The organism is Desulfobulbus elongatus DSM 2908 (assembly GCF_000621145.1).
Classification (GTDB): domain Bacteria; phylum Desulfobacterota; class Desulfobulbia; order Desulfobulbales; family Desulfobulbaceae; genus Desulfobulbus; species Desulfobulbus elongatus.
The window spans coordinates 78542-99942 of the sequence record NZ_JHZB01000002.1 but is presented as its reverse complement, the minus strand read 5'-3'; the positions used below and the strand labels follow the sequence as shown (position 1 = coordinate 99942).

At 49.8% G+C, this 21401-nt stretch carries 18 protein-coding genes; 5 read left to right on the top strand and 13 right to left on the bottom strand.

Annotated features, from left to right (window positions below; genetic code table 11):
- Positions 1-81: 81 nt before the first annotated feature.
- The 4 genes from Q362_RS0101445 to Q362_RS0101430 are packed head-to-tail and all read right to left on the bottom strand — an operon-like array spanning position 82 to position 4445.
- Positions 82-1431 (bottom strand): sigma 54-interacting transcriptional regulator, encoded by a 1350-nt coding sequence (locus tag Q362_RS0101445; protein ID WP_028317222.1) that lies wholly within the window; start codon positions 1429-1431, stop codon positions 82-84.
- Between the two features lies 1 nt (position 1432).
- Complete coding sequence (locus Q362_RS0101440; protein ID WP_028317221.1) at positions 1433-2017, bottom strand: hypothetical protein; 585 nt, start codon at positions 2015-2017, stop codon at positions 1433-1435.
- Positions 2014-3468 carry a HAMP domain-containing sensor histidine kinase gene (locus Q362_RS0101435; protein WP_028317220.1) on the bottom strand — a complete coding sequence of 485 codons (1455 nt, stop codon included), beginning with the start codon at positions 3466-3468 and terminating at the stop codon, positions 2014-2016. Before Q362_RS0101435 ends, Q362_RS0101440 begins: the two co-directional genes overlap by 4 nt.
- A 5-nt stretch (positions 3469-3473) precedes the next feature.
- A complete protein-coding gene (locus tag Q362_RS0101430) occupies positions 3474-4445 on the bottom strand; it encodes a VanZ family protein (RefSeq protein ID WP_169737343.1) in 972 nt (323 codons plus the stop codon).
- Between the two features lie 63 nt (positions 4446-4508).
- Between Q362_RS0101430 and Q362_RS24680 the strand changes: the two genes are divergently transcribed.
- The 5 genes from Q362_RS24680 (at position 4509) to Q362_RS23350 (ending at position 12098) form a co-directional block, all read left to right on the top strand.
- Entirely contained in the window at positions 4509-5012 is a 504-nt protein-coding gene (locus tag Q362_RS24680; protein WP_281172858.1) for a ComEA family DNA-binding protein, read from the top strand.
- A 433-nt stretch (positions 5013-5445) separates the two neighbouring features.
- Positions 5446-6234 carry a cyclic di-GMP-binding domain-containing protein, MshE-related gene (locus Q362_RS0101420; RefSeq protein WP_028317217.1) on the top strand — a complete coding sequence of 263 codons (789 nt, stop codon included), beginning with the start codon at positions 5446-5448 and terminating at the stop codon, positions 6232-6234.
- A 177-nt stretch (positions 6235-6411) separates the two neighbouring features.
- Positions 6412-9099, top strand: a complete 2688-nt coding sequence (locus Q362_RS0101415) for a PKD domain-containing protein (protein ID WP_169737342.1) — start codon at positions 6412-6414, stop codon at positions 9097-9099.
- Positions 9100-9415: 316 nt separating this feature from the next.
- Positions 9416-10219 carry a golvesin C-terminal-like domain-containing protein gene (locus Q362_RS0101410; protein ID WP_028317215.1) on the top strand — a complete coding sequence of 268 codons (804 nt, stop codon included), beginning with the start codon at positions 9416-9418 and terminating at the stop codon, positions 10217-10219.
- 121 nt (positions 10220-10340) lie between these two features.
- Complete coding sequence (locus Q362_RS23350) at positions 10341-12098, top strand: hypothetical protein (RefSeq protein WP_157469796.1); 1758 nt, start codon at positions 10341-10343, stop codon at positions 12096-12098.
- A gap of 167 nt (positions 12099-12265) precedes the next feature.
- Here the strand turns inward: Q362_RS23350 and Q362_RS22625 are convergent, their stop codons facing one another.
- The 9 genes from Q362_RS22625 to Q362_RS22610 form a co-directional block, all read right to left on the bottom strand.
- Positions 12266-13300, bottom strand: a complete 1035-nt coding sequence (locus tag Q362_RS22625; protein WP_084312145.1) for a polysaccharide pyruvyl transferase family protein — start codon at positions 13298-13300, stop codon at positions 12266-12268.
- Between the two features lie 51 nt (positions 13301-13351).
- Complete coding sequence (locus Q362_RS22620) at positions 13352-14563, bottom strand: glycosyltransferase family 4 protein (RefSeq protein ID WP_084312143.1); 1212 nt, start codon at positions 14561-14563, stop codon at positions 13352-13354.
- Positions 14560-15510 carry a glycosyltransferase family 2 protein gene (locus tag Q362_RS18595; RefSeq protein ID WP_342670220.1) on the bottom strand — a complete coding sequence of 317 codons (951 nt, stop codon included), beginning with the start codon at positions 15508-15510 and terminating at the stop codon, positions 14560-14562. Before Q362_RS18595 ends, Q362_RS22620 begins: the two co-directional genes overlap by 4 nt.
- A 71-nt stretch (positions 15511-15581) precedes the next feature.
- Positions 15582-16061, bottom strand: a complete 480-nt coding sequence (locus Q362_RS0101395) for a glycosyltransferase (protein ID WP_245590128.1) — start codon at positions 16059-16061, stop codon at positions 15582-15584.
- An 11-nt stretch (positions 16062-16072) separates the two neighbouring features.
- The gene (locus Q362_RS0101390; protein WP_028317212.1) at positions 16073-16519 is read right to left on the bottom strand and encodes a glycosyltransferase family protein; all 447 of its coding nucleotides are present in this window, start codon (positions 16517-16519) and stop codon (positions 16073-16075) included.
- 42 nt (positions 16520-16561) lie between these two features.
- A complete protein-coding gene (locus Q362_RS18590) occupies positions 16562-17536 on the bottom strand; it encodes a glycosyltransferase (RefSeq protein ID WP_245590127.1) in 975 nt (324 codons plus the stop codon).
- 33 nt (positions 17537-17569) lie between these two features.
- Positions 17570-18604: an O-antigen ligase family protein gene (locus Q362_RS0101380; RefSeq protein ID WP_169737341.1), complete on the bottom strand. Its 1035-nt coding sequence runs from the start codon at positions 18602-18604 to the stop codon at positions 17570-17572.
- Positions 18605-18874: 270 nt separating this feature from the next.
- Complete coding sequence (locus Q362_RS22615) at positions 18875-19906, bottom strand: nitroreductase family protein (RefSeq protein WP_169737340.1); 1032 nt, start codon at positions 19904-19906, stop codon at positions 18875-18877.
- 155 nt (positions 19907-20061) lie between these two features.
- The gene (locus Q362_RS22610) at positions 20062-21378 is read right to left on the bottom strand and encodes a polysaccharide pyruvyl transferase family protein (RefSeq protein WP_084312135.1); all 1317 of its coding nucleotides are present in this window, start codon (positions 21376-21378) and stop codon (positions 20062-20064) included.
- Positions 21379-21401 lie beyond the last annotated feature (23 nt).

Sequence of the window (21401 nt, the reverse complement as noted above, 5' to 3'; positions counted from 1 at the left end):
TCGCCTTTCTGCCGATTCCCAGCACCTTCCCAGGCAGCGCCTGCATTTACGTCTCTTTTTTGCGACAGCGCAAATCAATACTCAGTCCTTGTACAGAGACGGAACAATATGATGTCGATTCAACAACTTGTAAAAGTCGGTCCGGTTGCGCTGGGCCAGCCGGGCGGCCTGCGAGACGTTGCCCTGGGTGGTTTGCAGCAACTGGATGAGATACTGCTGCTCGAACTGTCGCCGCGCCTCGGACAGGGGCAGGATCTTTTTCTGATGCTGCTTGATGGCATCGAAGAGCAGATCCTCGGTGATCAGCGACGAAGTCGCCAGGGCCACGGCATTTTCAACCACATTGTAGAGCTGCCTGATGTTGCCCGGCCATTCGGCCTCGACCAGGATCTTCATGGCCTCGGGTGTGAACCGCTTCTCCTGGCCATCCTTCTTTTTGGTAAGGATGCCGACGAAGTGTTCGGCCAGCAGGGGGATATCCTCCTTGCGTTTGTACAGGGGCGGCAGCTCGAGGCTGACCACGTTCAACCGGTAAAAGAGGTCCTCGCGGAAGGTGTTTTCGCGGATGGCCTCCTCCAGGTTTTTATGGGTTGCCGAAATGATGCGCACATTGACCGGAACCGGCCGGGGACTGCCCACCGGCCGGATCTGCCGGTCCTGGAGCACCCGCAACAGCTTGACCTGGATGTGCAGGGGCATGTCACCGATTTCATCGAGAAACAGCGTGCCGTTATCCGCGGATTGAAACAGGCCGGCATAGCTCTTGACCGCGCCGGTGAACGATCCCTTGACATGCCCGAACAGCTCGGACTCCAGCAGGGATTCCGGAATCGCCGTGCAATTCACCGGGATAAAGGGTCCCTTGCGGTGTTGACTGGCCTTGTGGATGGCGATGGCGAGCAGTTCCTTGCCGGTGCCGCTCTCCCCCCGGATGAGTACGGTGGAATCGGTTTCCGCGACCAGCTTGGCGCGGGAGAGCAACTCTTCCATGATCGCGCTCTGGCTGATGATGTCCTGCCGCCATTCCTCGCGGTTTTCCGGAGCATCGCCGGTTCCCCCGCAGGTCGCCTCGATGGCCTTGGCGATTTCCTGAAGCAGGCTCGCCCCCTCGATCGGCTTGGTCAGGAACGAAAAGACGCCCTGCCTGGTGGCCTCAACCGCTTCGGGGATGGAACCATGGGCGGTAATGATGATGACCGGCACCGACTTGTTGAGCGAGCGGATCGCCTCGAACAGGGCCATGCCGTCAATGCCCGGCATCCGCAGATCGGTGAGCACGACATCGGGCTTGAAAGCGGCGAAGGTGGCCAGGGCCTCCTCGCCGCTGGAAGCGACCGCGACCTGATAGTTCTTGCTTTCAAGGCGCAATTTCCACAGACGAAGCAGATCGGCCTCGTCGTCAACCAACAGGATCTTGTATTGACGCCCCATGTCACCGCTCCCTGTTTTTTATGATGTTCTCGATATTCTTCAACTGTTCGATCTGTTGCTGCAATTCCTTGATCCGGGCCTGATCCTGCGCGGCGTTCCTTTCCAGAGTCTCGTTGCGTTCCAGCAACTCCTTGTTGTCAGCCTCCAGCCCTTCTTTTTCATCCATGCTCTTGGCCCCTTGCGCCCATTTGACGATCTTTTCCTTATTGAGCCGCTGCTGCAGCAGCAGAAGCCCCTGGAGACTGGGAGCACTCTCCGGGTGGGCCTTGATGTGGCTGGCAAGCATTTCCATGCCTGTTTTGAATTGTTTATAGGAGGCCCGCTGGTGCAGGCTCAGGCAGACCAAGGACGGCAACTCGGCGTTTTCGGGTCTGGTCGCATTGGCGAGGGCGGTCTTGTAGGCCTCGTTGAATGTCGTGCGGGAAAATTTTTTATTCTCGGCGACGCAGGCCAGAATGACGTCCGTTTCCGTTGTCCGGGGAACGGTTGCCTCTTGCGCCTGTTCGGATCCTTTGCCGAAAAGGGCGGCACAACCGCTCAACGACAAACTCGCCACCAGGATGATCGCCAAATACGCTCTGCTCATTCCGTTTCTTCCCGAACATACGGCATGGCGACTTCAAAACGCGCCCCTTGTTCGCTGGGGAGCAGACGAAGCGTACCGCCGCAATTTTGAATGTACTCCTTGCTTATTGCAAGTCCCAGACCAGAACCCTTGATCACGGACCGGTTCTTTTGCTCCCCCTTGAAAAAGGGCAGGAAGATTTGGGCGCGGTCCTCCTCGCTGATACCGGGTCCGTTGTCCTCGATGATCAGGCGGAGCATCTGCGCCTTTTTCTTCATGACAATGCCGATCCCGCCATCGTCCGGGGTGAATTTGACGGCATTGGCAAGGAGATTGTCGAGGACCGTCTTCAGTTGCTTCGGGTTGCCGCTCACCCGCACGGGCAGCAATTCCGTCTGCAAATGGATGTTTCTGGCCAGCATGGCGTTGCGGTGGTCGGCCGCCACCTCGGCCACCAGCGCATCGACCCGGATCTCCTGAAAATCGAGCGGCATTTCCTTGGCCTGGGCCATGTTGAAATCAAGGATGTTCTGGATGAGTTTCTGCAATTTGCTGCAATTGGTGTCGAGGATGCCCACCACCTCGATCTGCTTGTCGCTCAGCGGCCCGACCAGGCCATCCTTGAGCAATCCGGTTCCCTCCTTGATCGACGACAGCGGCGTCTTCAATTCATGGGAAATGTGGGCCAGCATCCGCACCTTTTCCCGGTCCAGGGTATTCAGCCGCTTGCGCAGCCAATCGAGCTTCGCCCCGATCGCCTCCAGGTCGCGGGGACCGGAAACCACGATCGGGGTGGCGAAATCGCCCTCGCCCAGGCGTTCGATGCCCCGGTCCAACTGACTGACCGGCTTGTTGATCAGGGACATGAACAACACCACCAGCAGGACGCTGAATCCGATCAAGCCCGAGATCTGCCAGACCAGGGTGTTCTTGTTGCTTTGCACCTGTTCCTTGAGGATATCGACCTCCTGGATCATCAGGCTGTTGCTCAACCGTTCCAGTTGTCCCACGATCGAGCCGATCTCGCTGTAGCCGGCGAGCGCCATTTCCTGCCTGTTCTTCCTTTCGTCCGGATCGCCCGACAAATCCGTCAATGCCGCGACCAGGAGCCCTTCCTTCTCCTCCAGCTGCGCAATCAGCGGCATCAGTTCGTTTTCGTGATTCAGGACGGAAAACTGGCGCAGCATCTCTTCTATGTCCCGGTGCCGGGCATTGACGTCGTCGAGATGTTCGGTCTCGCCCAGCACCAAAAAGAGCCGCGCCGATCGCTCCTGGCGATGGAGTTGCTCAGCCACCTTCCTGCAACTGTCGATTCTGCCCGCTGAACGGAACACGGCCACCGCGCTTTGCTGCACCAGCCCGTCGAGAATCTGGATCGAACTGCCCAGGGCCACGATCAGGGGCAGGGCGACAAAAATAAAGCCGGTGAGCAGAAGCGAAAGAAACGATCGGGGATGATACAGTCGGTTCACGGGCGTCACCTGTCGAGATAGACATAATCGAGATACAGCACCAGCGGCCGGGGCTGCCGGACGACGAACAGACCGAAGCCCTCGATATGCTCCATGTCCATCGCCCGGTCCCTAGGCGCGTTCCTGACCTTGTCCAGGGGAATAACCAGGTCGTTCCATCCCTGCGCCAAGGTAAAGACCTGATTGAAGCGGTCGTGGTACTCCATGCCGTGTTTCCGGTGATAATTGTCGTGGACGCGGCTGTTGAGCACGAGCGGGGCCGCATCGGGATTGTAGACACTGAAACGCAACGCCCGGTATCCGCGCCAGTCGCCGGGAAAATGAAACAGAGCGATCCCCGAATATTTTTCCGTGGACAACTGGACCCGTGCCGCCTGGCGGCCATGCCGGACATGTCCGTTCTCCACCCGCAATTGCCCGGCATAGTTCCAGCGATAGCGTTCAAACGGCGTCTCAAAGTCGGACAGGACCGGGAACTGGCGGAGCGCCATGCCTTCATCGAACAGTGCCCGGGACAGCGGCCAGGCCGAGCAAGCGAGCAGAACGGACACCCCGGCCTGCAGGATGCGCTGCTGCCAGCGTATCCGGAATATCTGCGGCCGGATGCAAAAGGCAAATGCCGTCAGGCAGCCAAGCTGATTGCGCAAAACATCGTCAATATCCGGGGTCCGGCCGATGACAAACAACTGCAAGAGTTCCACGGCCGAGCCAAGGACGAGGACCAGGGCGAACAGGACAAGGAAGGAGGAAAACGGAGAACCGGGGTTTCGCCCCTTTCTGCGCAGATCGTGCACCCAGAGGGTGAACAGCAGAAAATACAGGAGATGCCCGAGATCCCAGGCCGCCTGAAACGAGCGGGAAGAGTAGTATCCCGGCCCGCCCCAGAAAAAAAACGGCGAGCCCGACAGCAGCGTCGCTCCCAGGATCAGGCGATGCCAGACGCCTCCCCGTCTCAATTGCGCCAGTGTCCGTTCCATGGGGGCCGTCTTCACGCCTCCACGGTCAAGCACGGCAGCCTTTTCTGTTGCAAACACCTGTGCATGTCTGCGGTGCACCATGTCGAACGGGGAGAACCGCCGCCATGGATGTGCGGCCCGTTCCCCAACAGTTTTTTTGAAAATCCGTTCGATGCCCATGCCGCCAAAAGCGTTGCCGCACAACGGTTTTCACGAAATTACCACACTACATTAAAAAGTTACGACATTTTTCAATTTGACTTCCACCGAAATTTTTCCCTATCATTGAAGCATCTGTTTTATTTCATTTTCAATTCAGCCCAAGGAGGACCGATGAAAAAGTTGTACCTGACCCTGATGCTCATTCTCTTCTTTGCAACCGCTGCGTTTGCCAAGGTCAACATCAACACCGCCACCATGGAGGAACTGACGACACTCAACGGAATCGGCAAAACGAAGGCGGAGGCCATTGTCGCATACAGAACCGCGAACGGCGACTTCAAAACCGTCGACGATCTCGCCAAGGTAAAGGGGATTGGCGACAAAATCATCGAAAAAATCAAACCGGAAATCACGGTTGGCGAATAACCGCACAGCCGCACCCGCCATCGGAGGCATCGGCGCGCGGGTGCGGCTCCAGCGGTTTTTTTCGAGTCATGTCCTCTTTTTGAGTCAGGTGACCTTGTTCCGTCGGGAAAAGAAGACGCCCGCCCCATCTCCCACTGCTCGATCCGTTCCCACCCCGTCGCACTTTCCCAACTTTTTCCCCATCCGTCTTTTATTATTTTTTCTTCATCTTTTCTTCGCAATTCCCAAAGAATAAGGTACAGTGCCATCAACGAATACGATTCTCATAAAGCTTCTTGTCCACTCGCTGCCAGCGCGGCTCCCGCCGTATTCCGGAAAAGAGGAGAAGGGCTTCCCGCCATCCATACCAGGGCGCCCCTGAACCGCTACCGGAGCATCGCGCGAGTATAGGCGCAAGCGGTTGTCCATCCACAGTTTTTCCCGGAGCACGACTATGTCTGAAAAAAAACGTTTAGGTGAACTCCTGATCGATGCCGGTCTCATCACCGCAGAGGACTGCAACCGCGCCCTGAAAATGCAAGTCGGCGGGAACCGCAGGCTGGGCAGGATTCTGGTGAAAATGGGGGTCATCACCAGCGATCAGTTACTCGAAACGCTCTCCGCCCAGTTCAACTCGCCGATTATCAGCATTGCCCAGGAATACGATTCGTCGGCAAAAGGATTGCTCCCTCGCTATCTCTGCACCAAATACGACGTTTTTCCCCTCAGCCTTGAAGGCGACAGGATTCTCAGGGTGGCCATGGCCGATCCTTCGGATGTCGAGGCCATCACCGATATCGAAAATTTCACCGGCAAGGCGGTCCAGCCCTGCCTGGCGCGGCAAACCGATATTCAACAGGCGACCAAGCGATATGTCCCCATCTCGCTCAGCGATATCTTCAATCCGCAAAGCCACAGCCGCTACGCCAAAATCACCTCGGCGGTGGCCTTGGTCCTCATCATTGCCGTCGCCGGCTTCACGTATCGATTTTATATACAGACCAAATACGGCACCATAACCCATACAGGCACCACCACCATCTACAAGAATCATGACCTGATGGTCGGGCTCGATCAGAGCGGTAAAGCCACCTTCCTGGGTCGCGGCGCCCACGCCGGTGGATACTACTCCATCACCTTTGATTCCCCGGCTGCATTGGCCGATTTCGTGGAAAACAAGAGAAGCGATCTCTCGACCGCGCAATACGAATGGACCAAGTGGGCGATATCGCGGGTCCAATAGGCCCGGTATGCCGCCCTGCTTCTTACCAAAGAGTAACAGAAGGAGCGGCCGGTAATCGGTCAGCGTCACATCACATTGAAATTATTGCCAATGGCCAACAGCAATGCATGGCACGCATCGTGCAATTCTCTTCGTAAAGACGCCACAGCTTCCGCCCTCTTTCACGCGGTGACAACGATGCATATCCGGACTATCGGTCTTCTCTTTCTTCTCTGCTGCTGCCTGCCCGGCCTGACCGTGGCGGCAACCACCCAATCGATCCATGTCGAGTGGGGATACACGCCGCCCAGCGAACCGGCCGTTACCGGGTTTAGACTGTATCAGGAAGGGGTTGTTCCTTATGTTTGTCAGGTCCAGGATCCTACTGCAACCGCCATGGACTGCCAGGTGTCGCTCCCTCAGGGCACTGCCAATTTCACCCTGACCGCCACTTTCAGCGATGGTACGGAAAGCCCGCATTCGACACCTTTTCCTTTCACCGCCTCCAGTGACGCCGCTGCCCCCGGAGCAGTTCCGGAAAACACGGGAACAACGGGCAGCAAGCTGTTCACCTTCAACTGGACTCCCGCCACCGATGCCACCGCCATCAGCGGCTACCGGCTCTACTTGAACAATACCCTGCTGTGCGAGACAACCACCCCATCTGCCACTTCGATCGCCTGCAGGGCCGACCTCCTCCACCAGGTCATGACCTTCAGCATGACCGAGGTGACCACTAACGGCAGCGAAACAAACCCATCCAATCTGCTCGTTTTTGATCCCACCGCCTATCCGGAGTTGTTTAATACCAAACAACTCGGTTTCACCTGGGAGTACGACCAGGCGACGGATATTGCAGGCTTCCGCGTGTACCAGAACGCCGTCTTGATCTGCCAGACCTCCGATCCGGCCGCGCGGCAGTTGACCTGTACCGCCGACCTCACAGCCACACCGGTCACCTACACCCTGACCGCTGTCAACGCCGACGGCACCGAGACCAGCCTTTCCAATGCCCTCACCTACACGGGCAGTGGTACCACCGGAACCGACGAAGGAGAACTGAGGGCCGTGATCGCAGCCAATACCGCCAGCGGCCCGGCGCCGCTTCCGGTTACCTTCAACGGAGCAGCTTCAACCGGCGGCGTTACCGGCTACCGATGGGATTTCGGCGACGGCTCGACAGCAACAGGCTCGACAGCCAGCCACACCTACGCAACAGCGGGCACGTATACAGCCCAACTGACCGTTGTCGACGATTCCGGCACCACAAATACGGCGACTGTCGCCATCGTGGCATCCAGTTCCGATGCCACGACAGCGTCCACGCCCCCGACCGCCGTGATCTCGTCTTCCACCGCCACGGGACCGGCACCGCTCACCGTCAGCCTGGACGGATCGGGCTCAACCGCCACCAACGCCACCATCACCTCCTACAACTGGAGTTTTGGCGACGGATCTTCGGCAACAGGTGCCACCGCATCCCACGCCTACACCTCGGCCGGTACCTATACCGCCACCCTGACCGTCATTGACAGCAAGGGACAAAGCAGCCAGATCGGCACCCCTGTCATCGTCACCGGGTCCGCGACGGCCAACAAGCCTCCCCAGGCGGCCATCGGCGCCACACCCCTCGCCGGTTCCGCCCCCCTCACCGTTACCTTCGACGGCGGCGGCTCGAGCGACAGCGACGGCAGCATCAGCAGCTATGTATGGAATTTCGGCGATGGCAGCACGGCCACCGGCAAATCGGTCACCCACACCTACACCACGGCGGCCACCTTCACCGCCACACTGAACGTCACGGACAACCAAGGAGCAAGCGGCAGCGCCAGTATCGCCATCTCCACAAATACCGAACAGCCGGCGGCCGAGGTGAGAATCGAAACTGGCGAGGTCGGGGTCAGCAGCGAATGGGTGCGCGTACCCCTGACCACCTCCTTCACCAACCCGATTGTCATCGCCGGCCCGCCCAGTTTTAAAAACGGCGAACCGTGCGTCATCCGGCTCCGCAACGTCAATAAAACCGGCTTCGACATCAAGCTGACCGAGTGGAACTACCTGGATGGAACCCATCCGCAGGAGAGCATCAGCTACCTTGTCATGGAAAAAGGTCACTACACCCTGCCCAATGGCGCGACCGTCGAAGCTGGCAGTTTCGCGGGAACCACCAGTTTCAAAACCGTATCCTTCGGCGGCGCCTTCCCCGGAAATCCGGTGGTGTTCACCACCGTTGCCTCGGTGAATGAAGCGGATACCATCGGCGGCCGCATCAAGAATGTCGGGTCGTCCGGCTTCTCCTATTACTTCCGGGAGCAGGAGAAAAACACCAACACGCACCTCAACGAAACCGTCAACTACATCGCCTGGGAGCCCGGCAAAGGGACAATCGGTACATTGCAGTATGAAGTGGCAAAGACAGCCAACGCGGTGACGGACGCCTGGTACAGCGGACAACATCAAGGTGCGTTCAGCCAGCCGCCCTTGCTGCTGGCGGATATGCAAACCACCAACAATACCGACACCTCGGCCCTGCGCATGCAGAATCAGACCGCAACGGGATTCCAGGTGAAGGTTGAGGAGGAGCAGTCGAAAGACAGCGAAGTAACGCACCCCGCGGAAACTGTCGGCTACATTGCGCTCGATCAGCCGCCGGAAAAGGCTCTGGCAACCTTCAGTTGGGAATTCGACGCCACCCTGGAAGCCACCATCAGTGGCTTCCAGATCCTAGCCAACGGCGAGACCATCTGCACCACCGGCAATCCCTCGGCACGGCAGTTGAGCTGTGAGATAACGGTATCTGGCGGCCCAATGGCCTTCACCGTCCAAACCATGGAAACGGCAGGCGGCAACAGTTCACCCTCAAACAGCATTACCTACACGCCATGAATGCCGTCTCGCGATTCCTTCATCCGGAGTATATGCTGCGGACGGATTCCCTGAATGTCAGGACGGCCGGCATGCAAACGACCGGCAATTACGCCGATAGCGTAGCGTATCAACGCGACTGCAGCATGCCTTCTTGCTCCAGCATGTCATTTCGACCAAGGGAGAAATCTCGACCTCATCTTCTTGTCGTGTTCACGAAAAACAACCGGCACGATATGAGCGCCGAACTCTTCCCGTAGGCCAGACAACCGCAATAATGCACCGAAATGAAAACAAACAACAGCCAATACCTCTCGAAACTTCCAGGAGACCCTCGATGAACACCAAAACCAAATCCACCGCCCAGGCACTCCATACCACTGCCCTGATCGGTTTCTTTTTTGCAGTCGTATCGGTCCCGGTCGTTGCCGCCGCATTTTCCGGCAATCTCAAGGAAGTGACCATCACTGACGCCCAGGCAACCAACAAACCGCCGGTGGCGGAGTTCAGCTACACGGTTAACGGCAATGCCGTCACCTTCGACGCCAGCGGCTCCTCGGATTCGGATGGCAGCATCAGCACCTACAAATGGGATTTTGGCGACGGAACAACCGGAGAAGGAGCCACAGCCGCGCACCAATTCAGCGCAACTTCGGCACCGGTAACCCTGACGGTCATCGATGATAAAGGAGGTGTGGCTATTGCGCAGTCCAGTATCAAGTTATACACTGAAGTGTTCGAGATTATTGTCGATGACGCGGACACAGCGAATTTTTCCACTGTCGGTTCCTGGTCCGACTCAAAAAGTACTAAGGGATACTACAATAAAGGCTATAAAACTGCCCCCTCGGGTAATGGATCTTCGATGGCCACATGGACGATTAATATTCCAACCAATGGCAATTATGAAATATTTTGTTATTACACCGCGAGCGGCAACCGAGCATCTAACGCTCCTTTTAGTGTAACTAACAATGGCAAGGTCATTGCCAATAAAGCAGTCAATCAGCAGATCAATGGAAGCATCTTCATTTCACTGGGAAAATACGCTTTGAATCAAGGAAAACTGCAGGTTACGCTTTCCGATGCAGGTAATGGCTATTTGATAGCTGATGCAGTAAAAGTCACATCTACACCTTGATGAAAAAGGCAAATTTATTTTTTCAACAACTTTATTTTACTCTGATTTACTGTAGTTGATAAATCAGAAAATATCATCACCCATATAAATACAATAATGAACATTGACAAGGGTGGATTAAATGCCAAAAAAAATTAATTATTTTTTAATAATAATATTAATTGTATTCACTTGCAAAAATAGCATTGCTCAATGCGATTGCGGTTCCACAGACGCAAACTATCCGTGTACTGGTCGATCAATCTCCGTGACTGTCACCGCCGGAATTCCGAATGGCGGGATGGCGATAGACAATATCTATAATTGGTCGTTTCATTCTGGGGGAGGTGAAGCCCGCTGCGGCCAATTTGCCAATGGTGATTATTGGGTTGCACCAGCGAAGGGGCAAACAACTGTAACCATTACTGAAGTAAAAGGTTCAGGATATTTATCTTTAGATGCTGATCCAATACCTGAAAGAACAGGACTACTAGGAACAGCGAACAAATATGGCAATTATGTTGAATCAGAAAATATAATAACAAAGTTACCTATTGATTATTCAAATACGACATCGCTTGTTGCATCAATACAACGAAACGAAAATATGGAAGGAGCATGTGGCACGAAGGCCATATTAGGTTCATGTGTCGATTCCTACAATGTTCTAACTGTTTTACCTTCAGCACCTGAAAACAATGGAACAGATCGTATTCGACCAAATATTACTGGGACAAAAAAATATTTTTTTAAATTGTCAGATTTCAATTTGACTCAACTTCCATCAAAGAATTATTTTACAGGACTTTCTAAAGATGAAATTGAATTAATTCGTCAACGATGGTCGCACAGCACTGAAATTTTCGGAATATTCAACTCAACTAATGAGTCTGGATGGTCTGAAGGTGGCCGTGCGTTTCGTTCACATATTTTAATTGACGATTACGGTGCCGGAACAGCTGTCGCTTGGTTTTCTGATGTAACAAGACTGCTCTCTACTGAAAATACATATCACGAGAAAATTAAAGCATTATCAGCAATATTGACTTACGGACAGGATATTTTCGCAACAGTTTACAACCCAGCAAATGGAACGACTAGATGGTTTGGCGTAGGCGCAACACAAAGCGCTGGTCGCTTTCCACCAGCAGTATTTTTTGCAGCATTATTACGAGATAAAAATTTTTCAAATATTATAAGTACCGCAGGTAAAAATGGTCGCGGCTTGGCTTCAGTTGGACCACATGAATTAACACAAGTACAACCAGGAAAAAATTTTCCGATATGGGGTGATGTTATATTTGGAAATTTAGAAGAAGATGCTTACTGGGGAAGTTTATTTAAATCCCAATGCTACGATGGTGCCACTGGAGTTTGCGACATTAGCACAGGAAAAAGAACAGGGCGCGATCCATATGGTTATATTGATGGCCCATCAAACAGGCCCGGTGTGGGTTATATGAATACAAGCCTAGGTCCACAACGATCTTTAGCCGCGCTAATGTATTTGATCCCCACAGTATGCGAAGCTGTCAATTATGATGATTTACTTATATATTTAGACAGAATACAAAACGAAGGAATAAGAACCGCTGACGACCCATGTGTAACACCTGATTCACGTGAAGATACAGCTACCTGTGAGCCTTACAAAAAAAGTGGGTGCAAATATTATAAAATTACGTGGGGACCAGATCCGGACAAGCCTGGAGAATGTATCAAAACAGCTACTCCTCCATACACAAAACAAAGCCGTTTTGGCAAGCTAGATAAATCTATGATAAAAGCAGGTTACACTACTGCCCAAATTGAAAAAAACTGGAGCATAATCAAAGAGGATCAAATACATTGCAAACGAGACAATCCAAGCCATTCGCCTCATATTTTACTAATCAAATAAAGATAATGGCCATGAAAATGCCAGCAATTCCTATTTGAACATAAAATCTACAGACATTGCAGTAGACCTCGTAATTATCCCAAATCATGTCTGCATAAAGAGGAAGCAGATATTTTCTTTTTACAGAAAACCAGCTTCATTAAAAATTTTCAACATCTTAATGTTTATCAAACATTAAAACCATTTTGATAATCTTTTCTTAACTTATATAATATATTTTCCAATCTTTCTATCTTTTCAGCTTTCACTTTATCATTACTAAGAGTGGGCTCCAACAATGATACATTCTTTAACAAATTTGCCAATTTTGTAGTATATTTTTCGTTCCAGCACTTTATCAAAACACCTTGATTCCATATTTTCATTTTACGAAACATTTTTTCCCGTTGAATCCTTAGCATTTTTTTTAAAATCATAAGATACTTATAATACAATGGAGGTATTACCTTCACAACACTTTCTTTTATTGGCTCAATATTAACTGAATCATTAATATTCACCTTAAAATTAACACCAAATGGATTAATATTACTAGACAAACAATCAATAAAGTTCGAGCAAGGAATTTGAATTATCTTAAAAGGAACATCTATTGATTGACACCAATCAATCCATTTAAAGTTTAGAAAACTCTGAGATATTTTTACAGGAATCCACGGAGTCCTAAACAAATCAGCAAAAATAGCTCCATGCAATGACTCGGTGATAACCAACTCTGAACTTGCTATAGCATTTACTATCTTTTCAAAATCATCCATAGGATCTATATACATCATTCCTGCGGCCTGACATACTTGCTCCCAATCTCCTCTCTCAGCAGTTTTCCAATGCGGTATAAAACAGACACCTTTCTTTTTATATTCCTTTGCAAAATCGGGCAATAGCGATACTAACCATGCCCCATCAACAATCGATTTCTCAGGAGGAAGACCAAATTTTTCCGCAGTCAATGGCCCTCTAACAAAATAAAATATCCAGTCTTTTATAGAATCAAGATGCGGAAAACTACCATACCCACTTCCGGGGCCAAATATAATTTTTTTACCTGCAACATAATTAAGATCAGACTTTAAAAGAGAACCTATTCCTACAAGACGAATGTTATCTTCTTCATCAAGAAGATCACCGATCAACTTTGGCCATAGCCAATGATTAGAATAATCTCCAAAATTTTTTGTATCTCTAAGAAAAAAAGGCTTCATATTCGTGGTCCCCCATAAGAATAGATTACTATTTAACAAAAAAATGAATTATTACTTTATTAACGATCTATAATAATTATCCACACGATTCATCTTTTCATTCCACGAAAAATTAGAGTACGCTTGAATCAAGGCATTTTTTCCAAGATTAATTCTCAATTGTTTATTGCACACTAGCTCATCAAGCCTTACTGCTATTTTTTTTGCATATTTCTCTGGAGCATCAGGCGATATCAATACTCCGCATTTGTTTGTTACCATATAACTCGGCCCCCCATAATCACAAACGACGCAAGGCAACCCATGGGTCATTGCTTCAAGAATCACCCCGCCTGTTGGCTCTCTAAAACTAGGAAATAAGAAAATATCGGTATTAAAATAGGCATTCTCAACATCTTCTCTTGCACACCAACCTCGGAATTGCACTATTTTCTCTAAATGAAGGTCATGGACAAGTTGACGGCAGGCAGGCATATCCTCACCATCACCAATGATTGTCAATGCCACTTTTTCTCTGGTCTTCATGAACGTCAAGGCACGAATAGCATCCCGCACCCCTTTCGTCCTGATGATCCGGCCGACGAAAAGAAGTCGGATTTTTTCATGATTAACGTGAAGTTGTGGCTGATGTTGACATTTTGACAACGTTTCTAGGCCGTGCTCAATCTCAATCTCAACTCTCCGAATTGGCAAGGGCGTTAACAGATCAACCACATAGGGAGCTGCGGCTAAAACGCAATCTGTATGCTGATAGGACGTTCTCAAGATCAGGTCTAATTTTTTTCGCCAGCTATCCGTCAATCTGAGAAATTTGTACGGGTGAAAAACATCCCGTATCTCGGAGCGCATGGCGACTGGCGTCAACAAGCCACCTGCCACTGGCCCACGGACAAGTGGCACACCTAAACCATAGGCCGGTGATGGATACCGCCAGGCAAATGGGTTGAGATGATGGATAATGTCAAAACGGTGCTGTTTAACCAGTTCACGCAGGAACCCTCTCGCTTTTCTGAAATAAGCAAAATATAGGGGTTTTGCCAGAGAACGAAAACGTTTGAGTAAAGGCGGCACGCGAATATCGCGCCATTCGATAACTTCCAGATCGGGAAACTGTTCTTTCACGCATCCAAACCTTTCCGGAAGGCTGACCGAGAATACAACCACCTCATGCCGCTTGGCTATCTCCCTTACCCAGCGGTAGGCAATCTGCGGCTCACTGACATCGTCACGATCGCAGCCCCATGTTATCAGCAATATTTTCACGAAATTCTCCCCGTCGGCCAACAATCGCGCCACGAAGCAACAACTTTCAGAAAATGATCAGAACGCTCTTTGCCACGATAGGAGCCACAGGCGACGATGGACCATAAAGCCGCCCTAGACAAATTGAACCCCATGAGGATGGCATAGGCAGTTACTTCCGCAGCAAGACTACCGTACTTGCGGTGCAACCTGACGGTGGCTGCGGTAAGCATTACATCCCGCTTAAAATTCAGCTTTTTTACGCTGCCCCCCCCGTGGTGTATAATTCTCCCAACCGGAGCGAAAACAAGTTGCCAACCCGCCTCTCTCATCCTTCGGCACCAGTCTGTTTCTTCACCAAAAAAGAAGAAGCTTTCATCTAAGAGGCCGACGTTTTCCAAAACCTCTTTGCGAATCATGAGATAGCAGCCGCTGATCACCTCTACCTCCCGCTCGTCATCCCGCCTCCACCAGCGCATGAGGTAACGATCCAGCCAAGTGAACTTTCCTATTCTGTCCAGGGCCAGGGTCATAGCCAGAAGCCTTGCCAGGGTAGGGAAACCGGAACAGGTGAACTGCACGCTACGGTCGGTGTTCAGCACTTGGCATCCCATGGCGCCAACTCGAGGATGGCATTCCAGATACTCAACCGATGCTTGCAAGACTTCATCCAAGATAATGGTATCGGAGTTCAGCAGGAGGACGAATTGTCCCCGACAGCGAAAGAAAGCTTGATTGTTAGCGGCTGCAAATCCCTTGTTCTCTTTATTCTCGATGAGTTCAACATGGGGGAATTCTGCCTTGATCATGGCAACACTGCCATCCTGGGAGTTATTGTCGACCACGATTATCTGAGCCACAAGGTCTCCTCGATTGCGCTCAATCGAAGCGAGGCATTCCCTAGTCATCCCGAGGGTATTATAAGAAACAATAACTATGCTCAGGTCACAGCCCTGTATGCCTAGCAAGGTCAAGGCACATTCAATTTCATGGGTACCAGGTGCGTCAATTGAGGATGTGATCATTGTCATATTGTTTGTTATTGATGACCCACCGAACGGATGAACTCGCGGATAGCCTGGATTAATTCTGCTGATGGTTCAATGCGAGTTATCTGACTCCGATCCGGTTCGCCTCCGGTCAAAAAAAACGCAAGTGCTTCGCCCAACCCCTGTTCATCATCGACCACCCATACATGTCCCAAGGCTGCAAAACGGCTGGCTGTGGCCGATTGATGCTCATTTCGATGCTCACCCAGAGAGGCTTTCCTAGGCATGACCACCAACGGCTTACCTCGTTCTAAAGCAGATATGATGGTACCCATGCCTGCATGGGCCACAATGAGCTGGGCAGCCTCCATCTTTTGACCAAACTCAGCCTGATCGAGAAAGGGCTTGTATTGGATGTAGCACGGCTTGAAGTCCGAATGACCCACTTGGGCAAACACTTCCTGCCCAGTGCGTTGCGCCCACTGATCCATGGCCTGGATCAGCCGGTCAAACGGCAGTTGCTCACCCACGGTAACGAATATCATAGCACCGCACCCTTGTACAGTGGCCCGTCAGGCCGGGCTAGGTGCTGCCACTGGGTCAACCACAAATCGGCATGTTTGCTTGCCATTTTTCCGGACATGGACATCTCCTCAACATTAGCAATGCTGTCCAGCCAGATGGTTAGGGCTCCCAGTTTCTTTCCGAAGAAAAGGGCGAAAAATCCGGGGGCTGCTCCGGTGGAAACCACCACATCCGGTCGAACGCGAAGGATGTGCCAAAGCATAACCACAGCCAGCCACAGCACTCGAATTTTGTTCCAACGGCTCGCATCCGGTACCGTCAGGAAATGAGCTAAACCCACAGTATTCCGGTACCGTTCCTCCGTAGTCACATAAATGAGTTCCATGCCTTCAAAGGCGGGCCGCAACCGGTTAAGCTGTACCCAGTGTCCACCTGAAGAGGACACCAGCATTACTTTAGTCATAAATATTCCTCATCGATGGCATTGTTAAGGAGCCGCGGCGTGCTATTTCGCAGAACGCTTGGATTGCAGTTCCTTCCCGCTCTTAAGATCCTCGTTCCGCTCGCAATGGCAATAGGGAGCAAGTATTGCTGGGCCACTTTTTTTACCTGTGCACGTCTCCTCAATCACGCTGTCCCGGCTGGTTTCATCCCGTTCCCAATTCCTTGCGTCTATGGCCGCTTGTTTACGCCCAGCCAGCATTCTTGTCACCAGATTCACATACAGATATACAGCCAATCGCGCCCAGAGACGCATGGACCGAACCAAAGGCAGCAACGCCTCAGCGTAGGCCTTAGGTTCGTTGGTCATCAATTCGGGGAAGGCCTGGGCCAACTGATAGCGCCCTTTTCGGCTCCTAGTCTTGATTTTTATTAGCCCGTGCAATTTTTTTGGGGCTCGCACCTCCGAGCAGCAACCAGGGACCACGGTGCGCTCATGTGGCTGAAATAAAGCCCGCACATAGCCATCATCTGCGATAAGGTTGGGGAACTGGTCGAAGCGTCGACGTCCCTGCTCTGACAACGCATATACCCCGACGCCAATCATGCCCTCTCGTACATACGGTAGTCGCTGCCAGATGTCGTAATAACTCCGCACAGGCCAGGAAGCATGCCGGCAGTTCATGAGCATGGCCGGCGATGCCGCCAAAAACTCACCACCATGCAAAGCAGTTGCAAGCAATCCCACCGCTTCGGCGTTGAGCATAACATCGGCGTCCTGATAGATTCGAGGAAACCTGGTGGCCCTGGCATCACCTAAGTTAAGAGCGTGAGCCTTCGATGCAACAGGTGTTTCCAAGCAGATAACAGTCTCAAATCGGGATGTAACCACCTGAGCAGTACGATCAGTACAGCCGTTGCAGACTACAATGACCTCAAAGGATCGATCAACGATCCCTGGCATGAGAGCCGCCAAAGTCGAGGCGATGACCTTTTCTTCGTTGTGGGCGGGGATAATTATGGAAACCTGGATACGCACGAATCGATACTCTAAGAGAATAATATAAAAATATTAACCACCTTTTTGGCGTTCATCGCCCTGAGTCGCCATCCAGGCGCCACTGCCAAGCAAGAAAAAGAACCAAGCATGGAGGTTGTTCCAGAAGTGGACCGTAGAACCGGCAATGATTAAGCCGATCATTGCAAATCCCCAAGCCGTACGCATCAATTGGGCCGGTTCACTAAGATAAACATATCGCTTGACCGTATATAAAAGCGCAATTATGCCCAAGGAGAGCAGACAGAAGGTCGGCAACCCATGCCGCACCATGATAACCAGCCAATAATTATCAATAGAAGGGCCCAGCCAAGAGACTCGACTCCATTCGTCAAAACCAATACCGATCCATGGATGTTCCATAACATTATATTTTATTCCTGAATCCCAAATCTGTAATCTTGTGTATGCAGTTTCTGCGCTAAAAGTCAACCGGTGCAAAAAAACCCGCATTGGAGTGCGGTTGGAAAGAAGGTCAATCATCACATAAACGATAATCAACAGGATCGAAAACAAATGCCATCTTGATGCAATTGTTCGAGTCAAACCTTTCCACATTGTTAATATTAATTGCACAACGACTGTCACCAGCGCACCGCTGGATACCGACATAAATGCAGCGACAATAACCCACCCGGCCCGAAAGAAATGTGTGCCTTTTTCCTGCAGTGTATTAATCGGAACAAACAGTGTTAAGGACACTGCGCTGGCGCAAAACATCCCATAAAGGATGGGGTGGTCAAAGGGGCCAAATGCACGAGTCAAACCGAGGCGGCCGCCGATATGGGCGACATGAGGCTGGAAAATATTTTTCCCGGTCAACGCTTCAGGGATGGTTGCCAAAGACAGACTGGCGATAATGAAAAATAAGAGCCTGATAAAGGCAGCGAATTGCATCTCATTGCGAATAAACGAGCGAGCTAACAAATAGGCACCATAAGACTCCAACACTAAGACACCACCAGATTTCCCCCCCCCAGCCAGTCCAAGGTGCGCAGAAAGGGAAAGTATCATCCCCCCTGCATAGCCTAACAAAAGCTTATCGGCCAACAAAGCTTTCCCGTATCTACCATTCATCACTCGTACGAAACAAGGGATAAAGAATACTAGAAGCACTACTCGATATATTGTTAAACGAAAGTCGCCAATACTAAAGGAAATAGTAGTAGGCAACAATAAAGAAAGGACAAATATAATTACCGTCCAAGGAAGGGCTGAAAAACGGACTACTTTACATGGACCTGTCAAGTTTATTGCCGGAGTTGATTGCGACATTCAGTAATTATACAGATATTAAATAGATAAACGAGGCATAAATCATTATGAAATGTCGTTATCAAAAAAGATAATATCTTCTACAGGTTTCCTCCAAGAGGAAGCAACCTTAAAAGTATGAAGAGGATGGCCGACAGAAATTAGCATTATTATTGATTCAGACTGAGGAATATCCATAGTTTCTTTTAATAAATTATCAATATAGCTATTTTTACTCCAATTCAACGAACATGTAACAAGACCAAAAGAATGCAATGCCAACAAAAGTGACATAGAAAATAACCCACCATCTACCCAGCACTGATTTCTCTCACCAGAAGATTGGAAATAAGACAAATCACTTGACACTATCAACAGAGTTCCTATTTTCTCAGCAAAGCCGACAGCTCCCTCTTGAATACTGAGGATTTTTTTTACATTTTCTTTTTCTTTAAAAACTCTAACTTTCCATGATTGACGATTACATACACAAGGTGTTTTTAAGGCAATTTTCACAGCATCTTTTATATAATCCGAACTAACACTCTCCTCTGAATACTGTCGAACACTGGATCTTGCTTCAAAAAATTTTCTAAAATTAACATTAGAACTTTCAATAAATTCTTTTTTATTGATTGTCTTCGTTCCTGAACATAATTCATACTCATAGTTGATTTCCAATCTTGACTTCAAATTACGTATATATTCATCAATATAATCATTATTAATACCATTATTAATATTAAAATTATTATAAGCCTCCAAAGCATTCAAAGACGCCATAACGTAACAATCAAAACCGTATTTATTTACATATAAATTTAATCTGGAAATTAATGTATTAATATGCTTTATCCCGAATCCGGGGCGTGGAGACGGAAGAGAAAGCCCTTTCTCCAAAGAATGATAGGCCATTACTAGCAAAGCCTGCAGTTTTTCCCTCTCATTACCTCTATGTACAACCGAACTGTATCTACAAAATCTATTAAAATCATAAAAAAATTCCCTGAATAAACGTAACTTTCTAACCAATATTCTCAACGGTGTGAGTATTGAGTCAAAAAAAGTTATCGACTCTTTATTTAAATCAACAGACAAACGATCTCGAAAATTATTACAATTATATGATTTCATAAATGAGTAAAATTTATTAAAAAATAAATCAAATTACATTTTTTTTGCAGAAAAAAATAAACACACTATTTTGCACCAGAGCCAATATTTTGTTAAAAACTTATAACCATTGAGTTATACTACGGCACGTCTGTTGACAAATCTTCAAATCCTTCAAATAATCCTTGAACTTTCTCTTTCAGAACCGGAACATTCTGTTGCAATATCGTAGTAATTGCATATCGGCGATCAAAAATGTCTTCAATTCTGGAAAGAATTTCCTGCTCATTCAAGCTACGCAGATCAAGCACGCAATCAACTACCCCTACAGTGGCAAAAACCCCGACAAATTTTCGACTGTATGCCAAGCCGATCGCAGGTATACCCTGAGAAAGGGCGGCAATGGTAGCATGCATCCTGGCACCGATAAAAAAATCACTGAATCCGATGAAATACTTGATTTCGTTTTGGTCATAGCCGCGTTCAAGAACAAACACTCGATCGCGACACTCAGCCGGCAAGGTTTCCGTAACCTGTATCGATGCTGCCAAATCATCTTCAACAACCCATTTGGCTTGTGGCACAACATGAGGGACCAACATCATACACCAGTCCGTATGACGGTAAAACCATAAGAGGATAGTGGCGACCAAGGCTTGATAGTCACACGACAATCCGAACATATTGTCTCGGGAATACCCGCCATGGTAGAGCAGCCCGCTGACATTGAAACCAACAATCTGCTTACCCTTAGCCTTGAGCTGCTCAAGTTGACGGATCTGGACACTATCTGGTCGCAGTGGTTTGAGTGTAAAGGCCACATCAGGGCATAATTTAGCTTTTCCAGAAGACCCTATCAAATCGCAAACAGTCCTAAGCCCTTCCGTATCGCGTGAAAAAATAACCTTACAATTACCAAGAACATGACGTGCCAGCATTTGAGCCAGCCCTGTTTCAAATGGACCATAGGTTTGCGGCAGGAGAATGAACGGCTTCCCCGTCAACTGGCAGATGCGCTTAAGCAGATAACCTCGCAAAAAGCGTGGCAAACCATAGATATCGCTGAAGCTGTCGCCTCCCGTGATATCGCAGATGAGATTGCATCTCAGCAATGCCTGCACGCCAGACGGCACTCTGTCAAACCATCGCCCACAAAAAGGAACAAAGCGAGAAAGCAAAACAGCCGCTCCTAAACCAAGGATATGATGCGCAGCAAAAATATTAATACAATAACGCACAGGCCAAGATAGAAAGATTTCCGGCCGATCGTTCAGGTAAACCTGGCTTTCGGCGGGCTGCTTTCCCACACCGAGCAGCACAATTTTCGCAGCAGGCCATTTCCTTCGAATCAAATATAGGCTTGACCAAGCCAAAGCGCTTACACCAAGATTCCCGGTTGCAAACGATGCACCAAGAAGAACTACACGTATGCCTTGTTGATTTACAGACTCGATCATATCAATGCAAATTTATAAATGGC